The sequence below is a fragment of the Streptomyces sp. SID1328 genome, assembly GCF_009865595.1.
Taxonomy (GTDB): Bacteria; Actinomycetota; Actinomycetes; order Streptomycetales; family Streptomycetaceae; genus Streptomyces; species Streptomyces griseoluteus.
Genome location: NZ_WWKH01000556.1, coordinates 1 through 18493, shown reverse-complemented (window position 1 = coordinate 18493; position 18493 = coordinate 1). Strand labels below are relative to the sequence as shown.

Below are 18493 nucleotides of genomic sequence, written 5' to 3'. Positions count from 1 at the left end.
GAGCCGTCGTGCTCCACCAGCCGGTCCAGCAGGGCGAGTTGCTCGTCGTGCGGGAGCGCGGCGAGACTGCGGCCGCGTACCGCCAGCACCTGGAAGGGGGCGAGGCGGACGCCGTCGAGGCCGTCGGTGGTCCAGCAGTAGCGGCGGTAGGCGTCGGTGAACGCGGCCGCGTCGGCGGCCCGTTCGCGCTGCCGGGCCAGCAGCGCGGACACGTCGGCACCCCGGTCCCCGGCCGCCTCCAGCGCGGCGAGCGCGGGCGGGAACACGGCGCCGGAGGCGGCGCCCACGGCGGCGTACTGGCGGCGCAGCAGGCCCTGGGACTTCAGCGACCACGGCATCAGCTCGGCGTCCAGCAGCAGCCAGTCGGTGTCGAGCCGCTCCCACAGGTCCGCCTCGGTGACCGCCACGCGGAGCCGCTGAAGGATCTCCTCGGTCACCGCGCCGTCGTCGAAGAACGGCCGCCCGGTACGGGTGTAGAGCGCGCCCGTGGGCCCCTCCCCCACGCCGAACCGCTTGGCGGCGGTCGCCGCGTCCCGGCAGACGAGCGCCACGGCACGCGAGCCCATGTGCTTCTCCTCGCACACGACCCGCCCGACCCCGTCCCGCGCGTACTGCGCGAACGCCTCGGCCGGGTGCTCCAGGTACCCCTCCTCCCGGGAGGTGGGCGTCGGCGCCATGGTGGGCGGGAGGTACGGCAGCAGGCGGGGGTCCACGGCGAAGCGGCTCATCACCTCAAGGGCTGCGGCCGCGTTCTCCTCGCGCACCGCGACCCGGCCCAGGTACCGCGTCTCGACCCCGCCCCGGCCGGTGACGTCGGCCAGGTCCAGCGGCCGTCCGTCCTGGCCGCCGGGCGCGTCGACGCGCAGCGGCCGGACCGGCTCGTACCAGGTCCGCTCGGCGGGGACGTCCACGATCTCGCGCTCCGGCCAGCGCAGCGCGGTCAGCTTGCCGCCGAAGACGGCGCCGGTGTCGAGGCAGATCGTGTTGTTGAGCCAGGTGGCCTCCGGCACCGGGGTGTGGCCGTACACCACAGCCGCGCGGCCCCGGTAGTCCTCGGCCCAGGGGTAGCGCACGGGCAGCCCGAACTCGTCGGTCTCGCCGGTGGTCTCGCCGTACAGGGCGTGCGAGCGGACCCGGCCGGAGGTGCGGCCGTGGTACTTCTCCGGCAGGCCGGCGTGGCAGACCACGAGCCGGCCGCCGTCGAGGACGTAGTGGCTGACCAGGCCGTCGACGAAGCGGCGCACCTCGTCCCTGAACTCCTCGCTCTCGCCCTCCATCTGGGCCACGGTCTCGGCGAGGCCGTGGGTGTGCTGGACGGTACGGCCCTTGAGGTAGCGGCCGAACTTGTTCTCGTGGTTGCCCGGCACACACAGCGCGGTCCCTGCCGCGACCATGCCCATCACGCGCCGCAGCACGGCGGGGCTGTCGGGACCCCGGTCGACCAGGTCACCGACGAACACGGCGGTACGGCCCTCGGCGTGGACTCCGTCGTGGTAGCCCAACTTGGCGAGCAGCGACTCAAGTTCGGCGGAGCAGCCATGGATGTCGCCGATGATGTCGAAGGGGCCGGTGAGGTGGGTGAGGTCGTTGTACCGCTTCTCGGTGACGATCGTGGCGCCCTCGACCTCGGCGACCCCGCGCAGCACATGTACCTTGCGGAAGCCCTCGCGCTCCAAGTGCCTGAGCGAGCGGCGGAGTTCACGGGTGTGCCGCTGGATGACCCGGCGGGGCATGCCCGCGCGGTCGGGGCGGGCCGCGTTGCGCTCGGCGCACACCTCCTCGGGCACGTCCAGCACGATGGCGATGGGCAGCACGTCGTACTTCCTGGCCAGCTCGATCAGCTGCCGCCGGGCGTCCGGCTGGACGCTGGTGGCGTCGACGACCGTACGGCGGCCCGCCGCGAGCCGCTTGCCCGCGATGTAGTGCAGGACGTCGAAGGCGTCGCCGGTCGCGCTCTGGTCGTTCTCGTCGTCGGCGACCAGGCCCCGGCAGAAGTCGGAGGAGATCACCTCGGTGGGCGCGAAGTGCTTGCGGGCGAAGGTCGACTTGCCGGAACCGGTGGCGCCGACGAGGACGACGAGAGAGAGGTCGGTGACGGGCAGCGCCCGTCCCGTGGTGGTCCCGCTCATGCGGCCTTCGCCTCCTTCTTGTCCTGCTCGGTGGTGTCGTGGTGGAAGAGGGCCATCTGGGTGGGCGGCCCGACCTCGGGGTCGTCGGGGCCGACCGGGCGGAACTCGACGGTGTAGCCGTACCGTTCGGCGACGGCGGCCGCCCAGGCGGCGAACTCCGCGCGGGTCCACTCGAAGCGGTGGTCGCCGTGCCGGACGTGCCCGGCGGGCAGGGTCTCCCAGCGGACGTTGTACTCGACGTTCGGCGTGGTCACGAGGACGGTGCGCGGGCGGGCCGCGCCGAACACGGCGTACTCCAGTGCGGGCAGCCGGGGCAGGTCCAGGTGCTCGATCACCTCGCTGAGCACGGCCGCGTCGTAGCCGGTGAGCCGCTTGTCGGTGTAGGTGAGCGAGCCCTGGAGCAACCGCACGCGCGACGCCTGCCACTCGCCCATGCGGTCCAGCTTGAGGCGGCGGGCGGCGATGGCGAGGGCGCGCGCGGACACGTCGACGGCGGTGATCTCGGTGAACCGGGTGTCCCGCAGCAGCTCCCGTACGAGGTGGCCCTCACCGCAGCCGAGGTCGAGCACGCGGGCGGCGCCCGTCTCGCGCAGCCCGGCGAGGATGGCCTCCCGGCGCTGGACCGCGAGCGGGGTGGGCCGGGGCTCGGCCTCGGTCTCCGCCCCGACGGCGTTGTCGATGTCCTCGACCTCGCTGTCGTCGGTCTCGGCCAGGCGCACCAGCTCCAGCCGCTCCATCGCCTGCCGGGTCAGCGACCAGCGGCGGGAGAGGTAGCGGTTGGTGATCAGCCGGTGCTCGGGGTGGCCGGGCAGCCAGCCCTCACCCGCGCGCAGCAGCTTGTCCACCTCGTCCGGAGAGACCCAGTAGTGCTTGGCGTCGTCCAGCACCGGGAGCAGGACGTAGAGGTGGCGCAGCGCCTCGGCGAGGGTGAGCCGCTCCGACTCCAGCACCAGGCGGACGTAGCGGGAGTCGCCCCAGTCGGGGAACTCCGGGTCCAGCGCGACCGGTTCGGCGGTGACGTCCCAGCCCAGCGGGGCGAACAGGGCGCACACCAGGTCCGGGCCGCCCTTCGCGGCGACGGCGGGCGCCTCGATGCGCAGCGGCAGCGGGGCGGCGGCGCGCTCCGGGCGCGCCTTGCACACCCCGCGCAGGGCGGTGGAGAAGACGGCGCTGAGCGCGACGGCGAGGAGTGAGGAGGCCGCGTACGGGCGGTCGTTGACGTACTGGCCGAGGGCCGCGTCGGGGGCGCCGCCCCGGCCCTTGCCCCTGCCGCGCCGGACCAGCGCGATGGGATCGACCTCCAGCAGCAGCGCGGCCGTGCAGCGCTCGACCTCCGCCTCGGGGTAGAAGACGTGCGCGGTCCCGTGGGACGTGCTGAACGTCTGTGCGTTGCCCGGGTTCTTGTGCAGCAGGAACCCGAGGTCGGTGGCGGGGGTGGCAGCGGTGCCGCGCGTGGAGATCGTCAGGAACACATGTCCGAGTCTCGCGTTCGCGGGGTGCGTTGACCACAGGTTTTCCGGAGCCGGGGCCCGCCTCTTCCTGGTCGGCGGGCCTCCGGCGGCGGGGGGGGGTCAGGAGAGCTGGGGCATGACCTCGGCGGAGATCAGCTCGAGCTGGTCCAGGTCGTCGAGGTCGAGCATCTGGAGGTAGACGCGCTGGGAACCGGCCTCCTGGTACCGGCCGATCTTCTCGACCACCTCGGCCGGGGTGCCGGCCAGGCCGTTGGCCTTCAGCTCGTCGACCTCGCGGCCGATGACGGCGGCGCGGCGGGCCACCTCGGCGTCGTCCCGGCCCACGCAGGCGACCAGGGCGTTGGAGTAGACGAGCGAGCCGGGCGCGCGGCCGGCCTCCTCGACGGCGGCACGGACCCGGCCGAACTGGCGCTCGGTGTCCTCCAGGGACGCGAAGGGGATGTTGAACTCGTCGGCGTAGCGGGCCGCGAGGCGCGGGGTGCGCTTGGCTCCGTGGCCGCCGATGAGCACCGGGATCTTGGGCTGGGTGGGCTTGGGGAGCGCGGGGGACTCGGTGAGGTCGTAGTAGGTGCCGTGGAAGTCGTAGGTCTTGCCGGCCTCGGTGGCCCACAGACCGGTGACGACCTCGAGCTGCTCCTCCAGGCGGGCGAATTTCTCCTTCGGGAAGGGGATGCCGTACGCCTTGTGCTCCTCCTCGAACCAGCCCGCGCCGAGGCCGAGTTCGACCCGGCCGCCGGACATCTGGTCGACCTGCGCGACCTGGATGGCGAGCACGCCGGGCAGCCGGAACGTACCGGCGGTCATCAGGGTGCCGAGCCGGATGCGGCTGGTCTCACGGGCGAGTCCGGCGAGCGTGATCCAGGCGTCGGTCGGTCCGGGCAGGCCGCTGGCACTGCCCATGCGCAGATAGTGGTCCGAGCGGAAGAAGGCGTCGAACCCGAGGTCCTCGGTGGCCTTCGCCACGGTGAGCAAGGTGTCGTAGGTGGCCCCCTGCTGGGGCTCGGTGAAGATACGAAGGTCCATGACCTCCATCCTGCCCGCCATCGGCCCGCCGAGCCGCATCGGCACCATGACGGACCTGGCCGAAGCCCCCGGCAACACTGCGCGAGCCTCGCCCCGGCCCCGCACCGCTCACCCCCGCTCCCCCTCCGGCAGCAGCTCCTCCCTTGCCGCCAGCTTGCGGAGCATCTCCAGCACCCGGTCGCGGGACTCGTCCGCCGCGTCGATGGCCTCCATGCACTGCCAGTACACCGCCTCGTCGGAGGCCCCGCTGGCTATGGCGACCAGGGCCATGCCGACCTCACCGAGCAGCCCGCACAGGGCCAGCAGGGTCCGGCGGGCGTCGGCCAGGTCGGTGAGCCGGGCGGCGAGCAGATCGCCGGTGTCCAGCTCGGGCGGGTCCAGCACCCCGCACCCCCGCCCCGCCAGCTCCATCAGGCCCAGCGCCTCCCCCCGCAGCTCCGGCGGCCCGGATACCGCCAGCCTGCTGCCGATCGCCTGTGACAGAGCCTGCGCCTGCCACACCTCCCGCAGAGTTCCCGCCGCGTCGGCACCCGCCACCAACGCCTCTCTGCCGACCTCGATGAGCCGTAACGCGTCCATCCGCCGCCCCGTCCCCGTCCGTCCGTTCGACCGCACACATGTCTTCACTACCCAGAGTGACGCCAGTTGGTGCGAAAAGCCAGAGGAAGCCGGAAATCTGTGGACAACAATTCGGAATCGGCAGGGAAGTTGACTCCGTAGAGTGATAGCGGAGTACGCGCGTCCGGACGATCGGTCAGGTGGCGTCCTCCGCTCCCGGCACCGGGAACCGCCCCTCGTTCCGCTCGATCTTGGCCGCGAGGGCGGCCAAGGGGTCGATGCCCAGGGCCTCGCAGAACTGGAGGAGGTACGCGAGGACGTCCGCGACCTCGTCCGTCACCTGGTGCGCGGTGGACGGGTCGGACATCACGGCGGCGGACTCGTCCGGGGTCAGCCACTGGAAGATCTCGACCAGTTCGGCCGCCTCCACGCTGAGGGCGGAGGCCAGGTTCTTGGGGGTGTGGTAGGGCTGCCAGTTGCGGGCTGCGGCGAACTCGGTGAGCCTGCGCTGGAGTCCGGCCAGATCGGGGTGCTCGGTCACGGCCTCAGGTGTACCACCGTGACGCCCGGTGTCCCCGCGGCCCAGCCCGGATCGCTGATCGCGCCCACGCAGCGGATGTGTCCCCGCTCGCCCATCCGGGCCGCCGTGGCGAGGAGTCGGGTCCGCTGGCCGGGGTCGAGACAGCGGTCGAAGCCGTCGGCCAGCACCGTGAGGGTGCGCAGTGCGTCCGGCACCTCCCCCGGCGCGTCCACCTCCAGCACCCCCGGCCCGGTCAGCAGGACCAGGGCCAGCGCGACGTACCGCAGCTCGCCGTCGCCCAGCCGGGACAGCTCGGTGCGGTGGCCGTCGCCCCGGTCGAGCAGCGCCCGTACCGTGCCGTCCCGCAGCCGCTCGGCGGCCAGGTCGGTCACCGGGCCCGCGCACCCGGCGCGCACCACATCGACCAACTGGGCGTGTCTGCGCCCGCATTCGGTACGGGTACGGCTCAGCACGTCGGCCAGGTTGTCGCAGCCCGGCAGCAGCCGGCCCGAGCCGGCCGGCACCGGGACGCGCATGCGGGCCGGCGCGGGGTCGCAGGAAAAGACCGAGCGCAGCGCGACGACCATCTGCTCGGCGGCGGCCAGCACCCGGCGCTGTCCGTCCGTCTTCCCGGCCACCCGCAGCGGCAGCAGCGTCGTGCCCAGCACGTCGTCCGGGAGCGGCGCGCGGGTGACCGGTGCGGCGCCCGCGGTGTGCCAGGCGGCCTGCACCGTACGGCGTCCGGGATCGCGCAGCGCGGTCTCCAGCAGGACCACCCCGCCCGCGCTGAGCCGCTCGCCCACCACGCGCAGCCGGGGCTCGGCCTGCACGGCCACGTCCAGCTGCACCGGGCCCCCGGCTCCGTCGGCCGTGCAGCCGATCCGGAACCCGCGCCGCCCCTCGGCGTCCGGCCGGGCCCGGTCCGGCACCCAGGCCGACGGATCGGGGAACACCTCCGCCAGCGCGGCCCCGCCGCCCAGTCGCGCGAGCGCCTCGTAGGCGGCCAGCGCGGTGGACTTGCCGGAGCCGCTGGGCCCGGCGAACAGGGTGACGGCGCCCAGCGGGAACGCGGCCCGGCGGTGCCCGGCGAACGCGGACAGCCGCAGCTCGGTGATCCGGGCGCGCACGTCGTACCCGTCGGGGAACGGGGCCGGAGGGGGTGTGGGGAGGGAGGTGACCGACATGTGCGGACCGTAGGACCGCCCTCGGGGGGCGAACCGTTTTCTCCGCGGACCTTCCTACGATCGGGCGACCGCCCCGGCCCCCGGCACGCCACCCGCTCGGCCGAACCGTCCTAAGAACCTACGAGCGGCACCGCCCGGAACGCGGCCCTCAGCCCGACGCCTCCATGCCCATCAGCCCGCTGACCTCGGTCCCCGGCGGGGTGAGCAGGAAGACATTGCGGTCCACCCGGTGCATCCCGCTGGCCAGCCCGAACACCACGCCGGTACTGAAGTCCAGCACCCGCTTGGCGACATCGCCCTCCGCGCCGGACAGGTCCAGCAGCACCGGCACCCCCGCCATCAGGGTCTCGGCGACGTCGCGGGCGTCCGCGAAGATGTTGACCCGCAGGACGACGAACCGGCGGCGCGTCTCGGTGTCCGCGTCGGGAAGCGTCCGGTGGCTGACCGCGGACGGCCATGCGTCCCGGCCTCGCAGCGGCACGACCTGGGCGAGCCCTTCCCACTGTTCATCGGTGACGTCGTAACGGCTCACCGGCTCCCCCTGACCTGACTCGCTTTCGATGCCTGCACCAGCCAATTCTTACGCCAAGTCACCCGTTCGGCCCAACAACGACACACTGTGCGACACATCCCTGATCCGGCGTCCGGCCCGTCTGCCGTGCACACGGCGCCGACAGGCCCCTCAGGAGGCTCGGATCACAACCGCAACGAGGGGAACGTCACAGGCCGTCGTTCTGCTGTCACCTGAGCACCCTGTCCTAACATCCGAGCATGACGGTCCTGCCTGACGACGGGCTCTCACTGGCCGCCGAGTTCCCTGACGCGACGCATGAGCAGTGGCAACGCCTGGTCGAGGGTGTCCTGCGCAAGTCCGGCAAGGAAGTCTCCGGCGCGGCAGTCGAGGACGCCCTGTCCACGACGCTGGAGGACGGGCTGCGCACCCGGCCCCTGTACACCCCGCGCGACGCCGCGCCCGACCCCGGCCTGCCCGGCTTCGCGCCGTTCACCCGCGGCGGCCGCCCGGTGGGCAACACCCCGGGAGGCTGGGACGTACGGCAGCGGCACGCGGCGCTCCTGGACGGCTCGGTGCTGGCCGACCTGGAGAACGGCGTCACCTCCCTCTGGCTGGTGCTCGGCGAGGGCGGCATCCCCGTCGCGGACCTCGGCCGGGCGCTCGACGGCGTCTACCTGGACCTCGCCCCGGTGGCCCTGGACGCGGGCGCCGACACCGAGGCGGCCGCGGACGTGCTGCTGAAGCTGTACGAGGAGCGGGGCGTCGCCCCCGAGGACGTGCGCGGCAGCCTGGGCGCCGACCCGCTGGGGTACGAGGCCCGCACCGGCACCCCGCTGGACTTCGCCCCCGTCGCCGCGCTCGCGGCCCGTGCCGCCGGGTATCCGGGGCTGCGCACGCTGACCGTGGACGCGCTGCCCTACCACGAGGCGGGCGGCTCGGCCGCGCAGGAACTGGGTGCCTCCCTGGCCACCGCCGTGGCGTATATGCGGGAGCTGACCGAGGCCGGGCTGAGCGCCGAACAGGCCGCCGCCCAGGTCGAGTTCCGTTACGCGGCGACCGCCGACCAGTTCCTCACCATCGCCAAACTCCGCGCCGCGCGCCGTCTCTGGGCGCGGGTCGCCGAGGTGTGCGGGGCGCCGGGCGCGGGCGCGCAGGTACAGCACGCGGTGACCTCGCCGGTGATGATGTCCCGGCGCGACCCGTGGGTGAACATGCTGCGCACGACGGTCGCTACGCTGGCCGCCGGGGTGGGCGGCGCCGACTCCGTGACGGTGCTGCCGTTCGACCACGCGCTGGGCCTGCCCGACGCGTTCGCCCGCCGCATCGCCCGCAACACCTCCACCATCCTGGTCGAGGAGTCGCACCTCGCGCGGGTCGTCGACCCGGCGGGCGGTTCCTGGTACGTGGAGCGGCTGACCGACGAACTGGCGCACGCGGCCTGGGAGTTCTTCCGGTCCATCGAGCAGGACGGCGGCCAGGCGGCCGTGTTGCGCTCGGGCCGGCTCCAAGACGACCTCGCGCGCACCTGGGCGGAGCGGTCCGCGAAGCTCGCCAAGCGGCGCGAACCCATCACCGGCGTCAGCGAGTTCCCCTTCCTGGACGAGAAGCCGGTGCACCGCGAGCCCGCCCCCGAGCTCCCGTCCGGCGGTCTGCCGCGCGTGCGCCGGGACGAGGCGTACGAGGCGCTGCGCGCGCGCTCCGACGCCCATCTGGCCGCGACCGGCGCCCGCCCCCGGATCTTCCTCGCCACGCTCGGCCCGGCCGCCGAGCACACCGCCCGCGCCTCCTTCGCCGCCAACCTCTTCCAGGCGGGCGGCATCGAGCCGGTCACCGGCGGGAACTTCGAGGAGAGCGGCGCCACCGAGGCGGTCCTCTGCTCCAGCGACGCCCGCTACGCCGAGGAGGCCCAAGAGGCCGCCGAGGCCCTGCGCACGGCGGGCGCCCGGCAGATCCACCTGGCAGGCCGCCCCGCCGCGTACGCGGGCGTCGACCAGTACGTCTTCGCGGGCTGCGACGCGGTCGCCGTCCTGACCGCGACTCTCGACCGCATGGGAGTGTCCTGATGGGAATCCCCGACTTCTCCGGCATCGAGCTGGGCACCCCCGCCGTCGACGTCGGCGCCGAGGAGTGGCGTGCCGCCGTCAAGCGGGACACCGGGGGCGGTGAGCCGCTGTGGGAGACGCCCGAGGGCATCGAGGTCAAGGGGCTGTACACCGGCCGTGACCTGGAGGGCCTGGACTTCCTGGACACGTACCCGGGCATGGCACCGTATCTGCGCGGGCCGTACCCGACGATGTACGTCAACCAGCCCTGGACGATCCGGCAGTACGCGGGCTTCTCCACGGCCGAGGAGTCCAACGCGTTCTACCGGCGCAACCTGGCCGCCGGCCAGAAGGGCCTGTCGGTCGCCTTCGACCTGCCCACGCACCGGGGTTACGACAGTGACCACCCGCGGGTGATGGGCGACGTCGGCATGGCGGGCGTGGCCATCGACTCGATCCTCGACATGCGGCAGCTCTTCGACGGCATCCCGCTGGACAGGATGACCGTGTCGATGACGATGAACGGCGCCGTGCTGCCGGTGCTGGCGCTCTACATCGTGGCGGCGGAGGAACAGGGCGTACCGCCCGAGAAGCTGGCCGGGACCATTCAGAACGACATCCTCAAGGAGTTCATGGTCCGCAACACCTACATCTATCCGCCGAAGCCGTCGATGCGGATCATCTCCGACATCTTCGCGTACACCTCGCAGCGGATGCCGCGCTACAACTCGATCTCCATCTCGGGCTACCACATCCAGGAGGCGGGCGCGACGGCCGACCTGGAGCTGGCCTACACCCTCGCGGACGGCGTGGAGTACATCCGGGCGGGCCGGGAGGCGGGGCTGGACGTGGACGCGTTCGCGCCCCGGCTGTCGTTCTTCTGGGCGATCGGCATGAACTTCTTCATGGAGGTCGCCAAACTCAGGGCCGCCCGGCTGCTCTGGGCCAAGCTGGTCAAGCAGTTCGACCCGCAGAACGCCAAGTCCCTTTCGCTGCGCACCCATTCGCAGACCTCGGGCTGGTCCCTGACCGCGCAGGACGTGTTCAACAACGTCACGCGCACCTGCGTGGAGGCGATGGCCGCGACCCAGGGCCACACCCAGTCGCTGCACACCAACGCCCTCGACGAGGCACTGGCCTTGCCCACCGACTTCTCGGCGCGCATCGCCCGCAACACCCAGTTGCTGATCCAGCAGGAGTCGGGCACCACGCGGGTCATCGACCCGTGGGGCGGCAGCGCGTACGTGGAGCGGCTGACGTACGACCTGGCGCGCAAGGCCTGGCAGCACATCCAGGAGGTCGAGGCGGCGGGCGGCATGGCGCAGGCCATCGACGCGGGCATCCCGAAGCTCCGGGTGGAGGAGGCGGCGGCGCGCACCCAGGCCCGTATCGACTCCGGGCGGCAGCCGGTGATCGGCGTCAACAAGTACCGCGTGGACACCGACGAGCAGATCGAGGTCCTCAAGGTCGACAACTCCTCGGTCCGCGCCCAGCAGATCGAGAAGCTGCGGCGGCTGCGCGCGGAGCGGGACGACACGGCGTGCCGGGACGCGCTGGACGCGCTGACCCGCGCGGCGGACGGCGAGGGCAACCTGCTGGAGCTGGCGGTGAACGCGGCCCGCGCCAAGGCGACGGTGGGCGAGATCTCGGACGCGCTGGAGAAGGTGTACGGCCGGCACGCGAGCCAGATCCGTACCATCTCCGGGGTGTACCGCAACGAAGCAGGCGAGTCCCCGTCGGTGGACCGCACCCGCGCCCTGGTGGACGCCTTCGAGGAGGCCGAGGGGCGCCGGCCGCGCATCCTGGTCGCCAAGATGGGCCAGGACGGGCACGACCGGGGCCAGAAGGTGATCGCCACCGCCTTCGCCGACCTGGGCTTCGACGTCGACGTCGGCCCGCTGTTCCAGACGCCGGAGGAGGTCGCCCGGCAGGCCGTCGAGGCGGACGTGCACGTGGTCGGGGTGTCCTCGCTGGCCGCCGGGCACCTCACGCTGGTCCCGGCGCTGCGCGAGAAGCTGGCCGAGGAGGGGCGCGAGGACATCATGGTCGTGGTGGGCGGGGTGATCCCGCCGCAGGACGTGCCGACGCTGCTGGAGATGGGCGCCACGGCGGTGTTCCCGCCCGGCACCGTCATCCCGGACGCGGCGCACGACCTGGTGCAGCGGCTCGCCGCCGACCTCGGCCACGATCTCTGAGCCCGGCATGGCCGCGATCGATCTCGACACCTATGTGAAGGGCGTGCTGGAGGGGAAGCGCGCCCTGGTGGCCCGCGCGATCACCCTGGTCGAGTCCACCCGCCCCCAGCACCGCGCGCTGGCGCAGGAGTTGCTGACCGAGCTGCTGCCGCACAGCGGACGGGCGCGGCGGATCGGGGTGAGCGGGGTGCCGGGCGTCGGCAAGTCCACGTTCATCGACGCGTTCGGCACCATGCTGACCGAGCAGGGTCACCAGGTGGCCGTGCTCGCCGTGGACCCGTCCTCGACGCGTACCGGCGGTTCCATCCTGGGCGACAAGACCCGGATGGAGCGCCTCGCGGTGGACCCGCACGCGTTCGTCCGCCCCTCCCCCAGCGCGGGCACGCTGGGCGGGGTGGCGAAGGCGACCCGCGAGTCCATGGTGGTGATGGAGGCGGCCGGGTACGACGTGATCCTGGTGGAGACGGTCGGCGTCGGCCAGTCGGAGACGGCGGTCGCCGACATGGTGGACTCCTTCCTGCTTCTCACCCTGGCCCGCACCGGCGACCAGCTCCAGGGCATCAAGAAGGGCGTGCTGGAGCTGGCCGACGTGATCGCCGTCAACAAGGCGGACGGCCCGCACGAGAAGGACGCGCGGGCCGCGGCCCGTGAACTCGCGGGCGCGCTACGGCTGATGCATGGCAAGGACGCGTTCTGGACGCCGCCCGTGCTGCACTGCAGTGCCCGCGAGACGAGCGGTCTGGACACGGTGTGGGAGCGGCTGGAGCAGCACCGCACCCTGCTGGACTCCACGGGCCGCTTGACCGCCAAGAGACGTGATCAGCAGGTGCGCTGGACCTGGGCGATGGTGCGCGACGAGCTGCTCGGCCGGCTGCACGCCGACCCCGAGGTCAGGAGACTCGCACCGGACCTCGAACGGGAGGTCAGGGAAGGGTCGTTGACCGCGACCCTGGCGGCGGACCGGATTCTGCGGACGTTCGAGAAGCGGGGCGGGGCGCTGTGACAGCCCTGTGACCGGAGGAGTGGCTTCCATCACAGCCGGTGGGGGCCGCTCCTGATCGACTCACCGGATGCGCAGATCATTCGCAGGTGTGGGAGTGCTCGCCTTTCTGGCCCTCGCCGGGTGCGGCACCGCCGAGCCCGGCGCGGGCGCCGGCGGGGTGCGCGCGGAGGCCCTGTGTCCGTCGAAGGCCCCGCCCTACGGCGAGGTCCCTCGCGCCCGTCCCACGGCCACCGCCGACGCCCCGCGCCCGCCGGGCACGCCCACCCCGGTGCCGTCCGGCACGGGGACCGCCCGGGACGGGGTACGGATCACCCGGCTGTACGCCGGTGCGATCGACCAGGAGGGCGTCTGCCGGGCGAGTTCCCTGACGGCGGAGTTCGAGGTGACCAACCCGGCCGCGCACGACATGACGTACACGGTCGTCTTCGACGCCAGAGGGTACACCGGGGCGAGCCGGGTCGTGGGCCCGGTCGGACCGGGCAAGTCCGTGCGCGGCCGGGTGGCGATGAGCCGGAGCTACGGGGACACCGCGGGCGGCACCAGCGTGTCGCTCCTGTCCGTGCGCAGCATCCCGAGCGCCGAGGCCCCGGCTCCCGGCGGTCCGTGCCCCGCGTCCGGGGTGCGGGTGTACGCCGACGAGGGGGACGCGGCGATGGGGCTGCGCGTGGTGGGCCTGCACCTGGAGAACTGCGGCAAGGAGCCGTACGCGGTCTACGGGCGCCCGGAGTTGGAGATCATCGACGCCGAGCACGAGCGCGTCGAGGGGGTGAAGATACTGCCCTCCGCCGAGGTCGCCCAGCTCGGCGGCCCGCCCGACGTGGCCCGCCCCCTGACTCTGCGGCCCGGCGAGCGCGCCCTGTCCGGCGTCGTCTGGCGCAACACGGTGGAGGCGGTCGGCGGCGCGGTGAACGCCCCCTACCTCCGCGTCCGCGCCAGGGCGGGCGCCGCGCCGGTGACGGTGACGCCGGAACTGGACCTCGGGACGACAGGCAGACTGGGGGTCCAGGCATGGCGGAAGCAGGAGTGAGGGGCGCTTCCGCCCCATCGGAAGGGGAAGTGGTGCAGGACATCGCCTACGCCGACAAGGGACGGCCCTCGCCGCACGCGCTCACCGGTGCCGGGGTCGCCGTGACCGACGCGGCGGGCCGGGTACTGCTGGGCTGGTCGAAGAAGCGCGGGGTGTGGGAGCTGCCGGGTGGCAAGAACGACGCCGGGGAGGGCTTCGCGGAGGCCGCCGTACGGGAGTTGGCCGAGGAGACGGGGCTGCGGGCCGATGCGGAGGACGCGCGGCTGCTGGCGCTGCTGATGGACTCCGTGCACGGCATCCCGCGTGTGACGGCCGCGGTGCGGGTGAGCGCGTTCAAGGGTGAACCGAGCGTGCGTGAGCCGGAGTTGGTCGACCGCTGGGAGTGGCACGATCCGGCGGTGCTGCCGCGGCCGCTGTTCACGCCGAGCGCGCATGTCATCGACACGGTGTGGCCGGGTCTGCTGACGGGGCTGCCGCCGGTGCACCGGTATCCGGTGGCGGGCTCCTAGAGCGGTGCATGGCGTCGCGCGGCAGACGGGCATTGCCGGACAGGGTGTCACCCGGGCTTCAGACGGCCACCTCCCGGGTCCCCCACACCATGAGCAGAGCGAGACGTTCGGCGTCCTCGGTGCCGGGTTCGGCGGTGTAGACCATGACCCGCAGATCGCTGCCCGCGACGGAGAGGATGTCGCAGTCGAGGGTCAGCGGGCCGGCCACCGGGTGGTCGATGGTCTTGCGCGCCGCCTCGTGGACGCCGACGGTGCCGCTGTCCCACAGCTCGGCGAACCGGGTGCTGTGGGCGCGCAGTTCGGCGATCAGCCCGGCGAGGGCGCGGTCGTGGGGGTACCGTCCGGCGGCCGCGCGGAGGTCGGCGACGAGAGCGGACTCGAAGGCGGCCAGTGACTCGGGGGTGTGCCGTACGCCGGAGCCGGGTCCGGCGAAGTGCCGCCAGACACCGTTGAGCTGGTGCCCCTTCCAGCGGGTGGAGTCGCCCATGAGGGCCGCGTAGGACGGGTTGGCGGTGAGCAGGGTCCAGGTGGCGTCGTAGACGGCGACCGGGGTGCTGCCGAGGCGGTCCAGCAGCCGGTGCACGCTGGGCGGGATGAAGGTGGGCACACTCGTCGGGGCGGGCGGGGCGAGTCCGGCGAGCCGGTACAGGTGGTCCCGCTCGGCCGCCGACAGGCGCAGCGCCCGGGTGAGCGCCTCCACGACCTGGGAGGAGGGGTTGGTGGCGCGGCCCTGCTCCAGCCGGGTCACATAGTCGACGGAGATCCCGGCGAGCTGGGCCAGCTCCTCCCGCCGCAGCCCGGATGCCCGCCTGCGGCCGCCCAGGGGCAGCCCCGCCTCGCCGGGCGGGAGCCTGTCCCGCCAGCGGTGGATCGCCGTCCCGAGTTCCGCGCTCGCCATACGGTCCAGTGTGCCGCGCGGGGCGTACGGCCGCCTGGTACCGCCAGTCCCAGGAAAACCGGTCCTCTGGCTGCCGGCGTGCGTCCGGCGGAGGCTGGAACCATGACGAACACACTGATCACCGGAGCGAACAAGGGCCTCGGCTTCGAGACCGCCCGCCGCCTGCTGGCCGAGGGCCACACCGTGTACATCGGCGCCCGCGACGAGGGGCGGGGCAGGCGGGCGGCGGAGGAGCTGGGCGCGGCGTTCGTCCAGCTCGACGTGACCGACGACGCGTCCGTGCTCGCGGCGGCCCGCACGCTGGAGGCGGCGGGCGGCCTGGACGTCCTGGTCAACAACGCGGGCATCGAGCCGCGCCGCCCGGACGGCGGCTTCGTCGACCCGGCGGCGGTCACGGCGGACGACGTCCGGGAGGTCTTCGAGACGAACGTCTTCGGCCCGGTCCGCGTCCTGCAGGCCTTCCTCCCCCTCCTCCTCCGCTCCCCCGCCCCGGTCGTGGTCAACGTCAGCAGCGGCCTGGCCCTCACCCGCGCCCTCGCCGACCCGTCCGCCCCGGAGCACTTCTACCCCGACCTCTCCTACCCCGCCTCCAAGGCCGCCTTGAACATGCTGACCGTGCAGTACGCGAAGGCGTTCCCGAATCTGCGCATCAACGCGGCGGACCCCGGCTTCACGGCGACGGACCTCAACCACCACACGGGGACGCAGAGTGTGGCGGAGGGGGCGGAGGTGATCGTGCGGCTGGCGTGCGAGAAGGAGGCGAGCGGGACGTTCCAGGAGGGGGCGGGGGTGCTGCCCTGGTGAGGCGGCCTGGTCAACCGGGAGTGCCACTCCTACCGTTGAACACGTCGTCCCTCTCGCCGAGGAGCCCCCGTGCCCGAGCAGCCGCCACCCCTGTTCCTCGATCCCACAGGCGCCGATCACCACGCCGAACACCGGGCGCTGCACGCCCGAGGGCCGGCCACGCGGGTGGACATCCTCGGGGTCACAGCCTGGTCGGTGAGCGACCCGGCCCTGCTGAAATCCCTTCTGACCAGCCCGGACGTCTCGAAGGACCCCCGCGCCCACTGGCCGGCCTTCGCCGAGACGGCTCCGACGTGGCCGTTGGCGCTCTGGGTGGCGGTGACCAACATGTTCACGGCGTACGGCGGCGATCACCGCAGGTTGCGCCGCATGGTCGCCCCGGCGTTCAGCGCCCGCCGGATCGCGGCGCTCCAGCCGGTGATCGAGTCGATCGTGGCGGACCTGCTGGACGCCCTGGCCGAGCGCCCGGGGGACGAGGTGACCGACCTGCGCGAACACCTGGCGTACCCCCTGCCCATCAGGGTGATCAGTAGGCTGATGGGCGTACCGGAGGTGCACACGCCGGAGTTCCGCGCGGCCGTGGACGGCGTCTTCGACACGACGCTCACCGTGGAGCAGGCGACCCAGAACACGAGGGCGCTGCACAAGTGGCTGGACGCGCTGATCGAGGCGAAGCGGGTGACCCCGGCCGACGACCTGACCTCCGCCCTCATCATGGCTCGGGACGAGGAGGGCGCCGGCGACGCGCTGAGCCACGAGGAGCTGCGCGACACCCTTCTCCTGGTGATCAGCGCGGGCTACGAGACGACGGTGAACGTCATCGACCAGGCGATCACCACCCTCCTGACCGACCCGGCCCAGCTCGCCCACGTCCGCGAGGGCCGTGCGAGCTGGGCCGACGTGGTGGAGGAGACCCTTCGCCACGAGCCCGCGGTGAAACACCTCCCGCTCCGCTACGCGGTCCGCGACATCCCCCTCCCGGACGGCCGGCTCATCCCCAAGGGCGCCCCGATCCTCGCCTCCTACGCGGCCGCCAACCGCCACCCGTCCTGGCACGGCGAATCCGCCGACACCTTCGACGCCACCCGCCCGGTGAAGGACCACTTGGCCTTCGGCCACGGCATCCACTTCTGCCTGGGCGCTCCGCTGGCCAGGCTGGAGGTGGGGACGGTGTTGCGGGAGTTGTTCGAACGGTTCCCGGAGCTGGAACTCGCGGTCCCGGTGGCCGAGTTGCGGCCGGTGCCGTCGCTGATCAGCAATGGGCACAGGGAGGTGCCGGTGCGGCTGGGGCGGGGCAGGGGGTGAGCCTTCGGGCACTCTGCCCTCCGCCCCCGCGGGCGGTCAGGTGAGCGGGATCTGCTTGTCGCTCGGGTCGGCCGACTGCTTGTCGGGGTGGACCGCGACCAGTCGGCTGCCTTGGGCGAAGGCGCTGGCCCGGTCGTAGAAACGGTAGCCCGACTCGATGAGCTGGAGGATCTCGTGGCCCAGCATCGCCTGCGGCCCGCCGTCCTCCGGGGCCTTCGTGGTGTCCCAGAGGGCGCTGTCCCCCAACTGCTCGATCGCCGTCCAGAAGTTGGCCGAGGTGAGCTGCCCGGAGGTGAGCATGCTCTCGATCCGCGGCCCCAGACTGGTGACGATCTTGAAGACAGCGCGCTCCTCGATACCGCCGTCCATGAAGGCGTAGTTGACCGGGACGGACCACTTGGTGGTGTTCAGCCGACGGCCCATCCGGGCGTCCAGAGGGAGTTCGCCGGGTGCCTGAGCCTTGTTCTTCTGGTACTCGGACCACTGGGTGGTGTCGGTGGTGCGGCCGAGGATCAGCTTGTACTTGGCGATGGCTGCCGCCGCCCTGGTGCTGGCGACCGTCTCCGAGGCGGTAGTGGTCAGATCGGCGCGGATGGTGCCGTCCAGTGCCTGCAACAGGTCCGTCCTGGTGCGCCCCTGGGGGTCGCCGACCTGCGCCTCGATCACCTCGTAGGCATCGTTGACCTCGTCGTTGTTCGCCACCCACTTGAAGTTCAATCGGTCCGTCTGCCACTGGGCGTAGCCGGCGATGTAGGCGTCGATGCTCGGCTCCGCCTGAGCGACGAGCCGCGCCACCTCGCCGTCGATCTTGCCAGGGTGGTGCATCCGCTGCACGTCACCCCCGCCCGCCGAGGGGCCTGCGGCGGGGGAGGCCGCTTCCGGGGCGGATGCCTTCGCGGGGCCACTCATCACGCGCCGAGCGGTGGTCTCCGCCTCCCGCTCGAAGCGGTCCGAGGGGTCGCTGACCCGCAGCCCGTCCCCCCGGTCGGTCCCGGCCACCGGACCCGAGCGCTGCTGGAGGACGTGGGTCAACTCATGGGCCAGGGTGTGCGAGTCGATGCCGGAGGGGCCGGCGACGATATGACTGCCCGAGGTGTACGCCGCCGCGCCGAGCTGGGCTGCGGAGGCCCGGGCCGCGGCGTCGGTGTGCACACGCACGTCGGAGAAGTCGGCGCCGAAACGGGCCTCCATGTCCGTGCGGCTCCGCTCGTCGAGCGGCCGCCCGCCGCTGCGCAGGACGGCGTGCACGGCGGAACGCTGCACCGGCTGCGCGTCCTCGGCGTGGCCGCAGCCGAGGCCGTGCCGGTGCG

The 18493-nt window shown here is 72.9% G+C and carries 16 protein-coding genes; 7 read left to right on the top strand and 9 right to left on the bottom strand.

Features of this window, described 5'->3' with window-relative positions:
- The 7 genes from GT030_RS17500 to GT030_RS17470 all read right to left on the bottom strand — a co-directional run.
- Positions 1-2129: polynucleotide kinase-phosphatase (locus tag GT030_RS17500; protein WP_161201897.1), on the bottom strand; the 2129-nt coding region annotated here is incomplete at its 3' end.
- Positions 2126-3601: a 3' terminal RNA ribose 2'-O-methyltransferase Hen1 gene (locus GT030_RS17495; protein WP_161201896.1), complete on the bottom strand. Its 1476-nt coding sequence runs from the start codon at positions 3599-3601 to the stop codon at positions 2126-2128. The genes GT030_RS17500 and GT030_RS17495, both read right to left, overlap by 4 nt.
- A gap of 99 nt (positions 3602-3700) precedes the next feature.
- Positions 3701-4624 (bottom strand): LLM class F420-dependent oxidoreductase, encoded by a 924-nt coding sequence (locus GT030_RS17490; protein WP_161201895.1) that lies wholly within the window; start codon positions 4622-4624, stop codon positions 3701-3703.
- Positions 4625-4732: 108 nt separating this feature from the next.
- Positions 4733-5203, bottom strand: a complete 471-nt coding sequence (locus GT030_RS17485) for a DUF6099 family protein (RefSeq protein ID WP_202460205.1) — start codon at positions 5201-5203, stop codon at positions 4733-4735.
- Between the two features lie 175 nt (positions 5204-5378).
- Positions 5379-5723 carry a nucleotide pyrophosphohydrolase gene (locus GT030_RS17480; protein WP_161201894.1) on the bottom strand — a complete coding sequence of 115 codons (345 nt, stop codon included), beginning with the start codon at positions 5721-5723 and terminating at the stop codon, positions 5379-5381.
- Positions 5720-6886, bottom strand: a complete 1167-nt coding sequence (locus tag GT030_RS17475; protein ID WP_161201893.1) for an ATP-binding protein — start codon at positions 6884-6886, stop codon at positions 5720-5722. The genes GT030_RS17480 and GT030_RS17475 overlap by 4 nt, the downstream gene beginning before the upstream one ends.
- Before the next feature lie 148 nt (positions 6887-7034).
- Entirely contained in the window at positions 7035-7418 is a 384-nt protein-coding gene (locus tag GT030_RS17470; RefSeq protein ID WP_130337162.1) for a cell division protein SepF, read from the bottom strand.
- Between the two features lie 239 nt (positions 7419-7657).
- On the opposite strand from GT030_RS17470, the gene GT030_RS17465 reads away from it, so the two are divergent.
- From GT030_RS17465 to GT030_RS17445, 5 genes are all read left to right on the top strand, one after another.
- Complete coding sequence (locus GT030_RS17465) at positions 7658-9463, top strand: methylmalonyl-CoA mutase family protein (RefSeq protein ID WP_161201892.1); 1806 nt, start codon at positions 7658-7660, stop codon at positions 9461-9463.
- Positions 9463-11637, top strand: coding sequence for a methylmalonyl-CoA mutase (gene scpA / locus GT030_RS17460; protein ID WP_161201891.1), 2175 nt, complete (start codon positions 9463-9465; stop codon positions 11635-11637). The genes GT030_RS17465 and scpA overlap by 1 nt, the downstream gene beginning before the upstream one ends.
- Before the next feature lie 7 nt (positions 11638-11644).
- Positions 11645-12640, top strand: coding sequence for a methylmalonyl Co-A mutase-associated GTPase MeaB (gene meaB, locus GT030_RS17455; protein ID WP_161201890.1), 996 nt, complete (start codon positions 11645-11647; stop codon positions 12638-12640).
- Between the two features lie 94 nt (positions 12641-12734).
- Positions 12735-13667 (top strand): DUF4232 domain-containing protein, encoded by a 933-nt coding sequence (locus GT030_RS17450; RefSeq protein ID WP_346009667.1) that lies wholly within the window; start codon positions 12735-12737, stop codon positions 13665-13667.
- Positions 13668-13699: 32 nt separating this feature from the next.
- Positions 13700-14176, top strand: coding sequence for an NUDIX domain-containing protein (locus tag GT030_RS17445; RefSeq protein ID WP_346009666.1), 477 nt, complete (start codon positions 13700-13702; stop codon positions 14174-14176).
- A gap of 58 nt (positions 14177-14234) precedes the next feature.
- Here GT030_RS17445 and GT030_RS17440 read toward each other — a convergent pair whose 3' ends face one another.
- Positions 14235-15074, bottom strand: coding sequence for a helix-turn-helix transcriptional regulator (locus tag GT030_RS17440; RefSeq protein ID WP_161201888.1), 840 nt, complete (start codon positions 15072-15074; stop codon positions 14235-14237).
- Positions 15075-15176: 102 nt separating this feature from the next.
- On the opposite strand from GT030_RS17440, the gene GT030_RS17435 reads away from it, so the two are divergent.
- Together GT030_RS17435 and GT030_RS17430 are read left to right on the top strand one after the other, a co-directional pair.
- Positions 15177-15878 (top strand): SDR family NAD(P)-dependent oxidoreductase, encoded by a 702-nt coding sequence (locus GT030_RS17435; protein WP_161201887.1) that lies wholly within the window; start codon positions 15177-15179, stop codon positions 15876-15878.
- Positions 15879-15947: 69 nt separating this feature from the next.
- Positions 15948-17183: a cytochrome P450 gene (locus GT030_RS17430; protein ID WP_161201886.1), complete on the top strand. Its 1236-nt coding sequence runs from the start codon at positions 15948-15950 to the stop codon at positions 17181-17183.
- A gap of 36 nt (positions 17184-17219) precedes the next feature.
- Here the strand turns inward: GT030_RS17430 and GT030_RS17425 are convergent.
- Positions 17220-18493, bottom strand: a 1274-nt coding sequence (locus tag GT030_RS17425) for a DUF4157 domain-containing protein (protein ID WP_161201885.1), incomplete at its 5' end; no start/stop codon positions are given.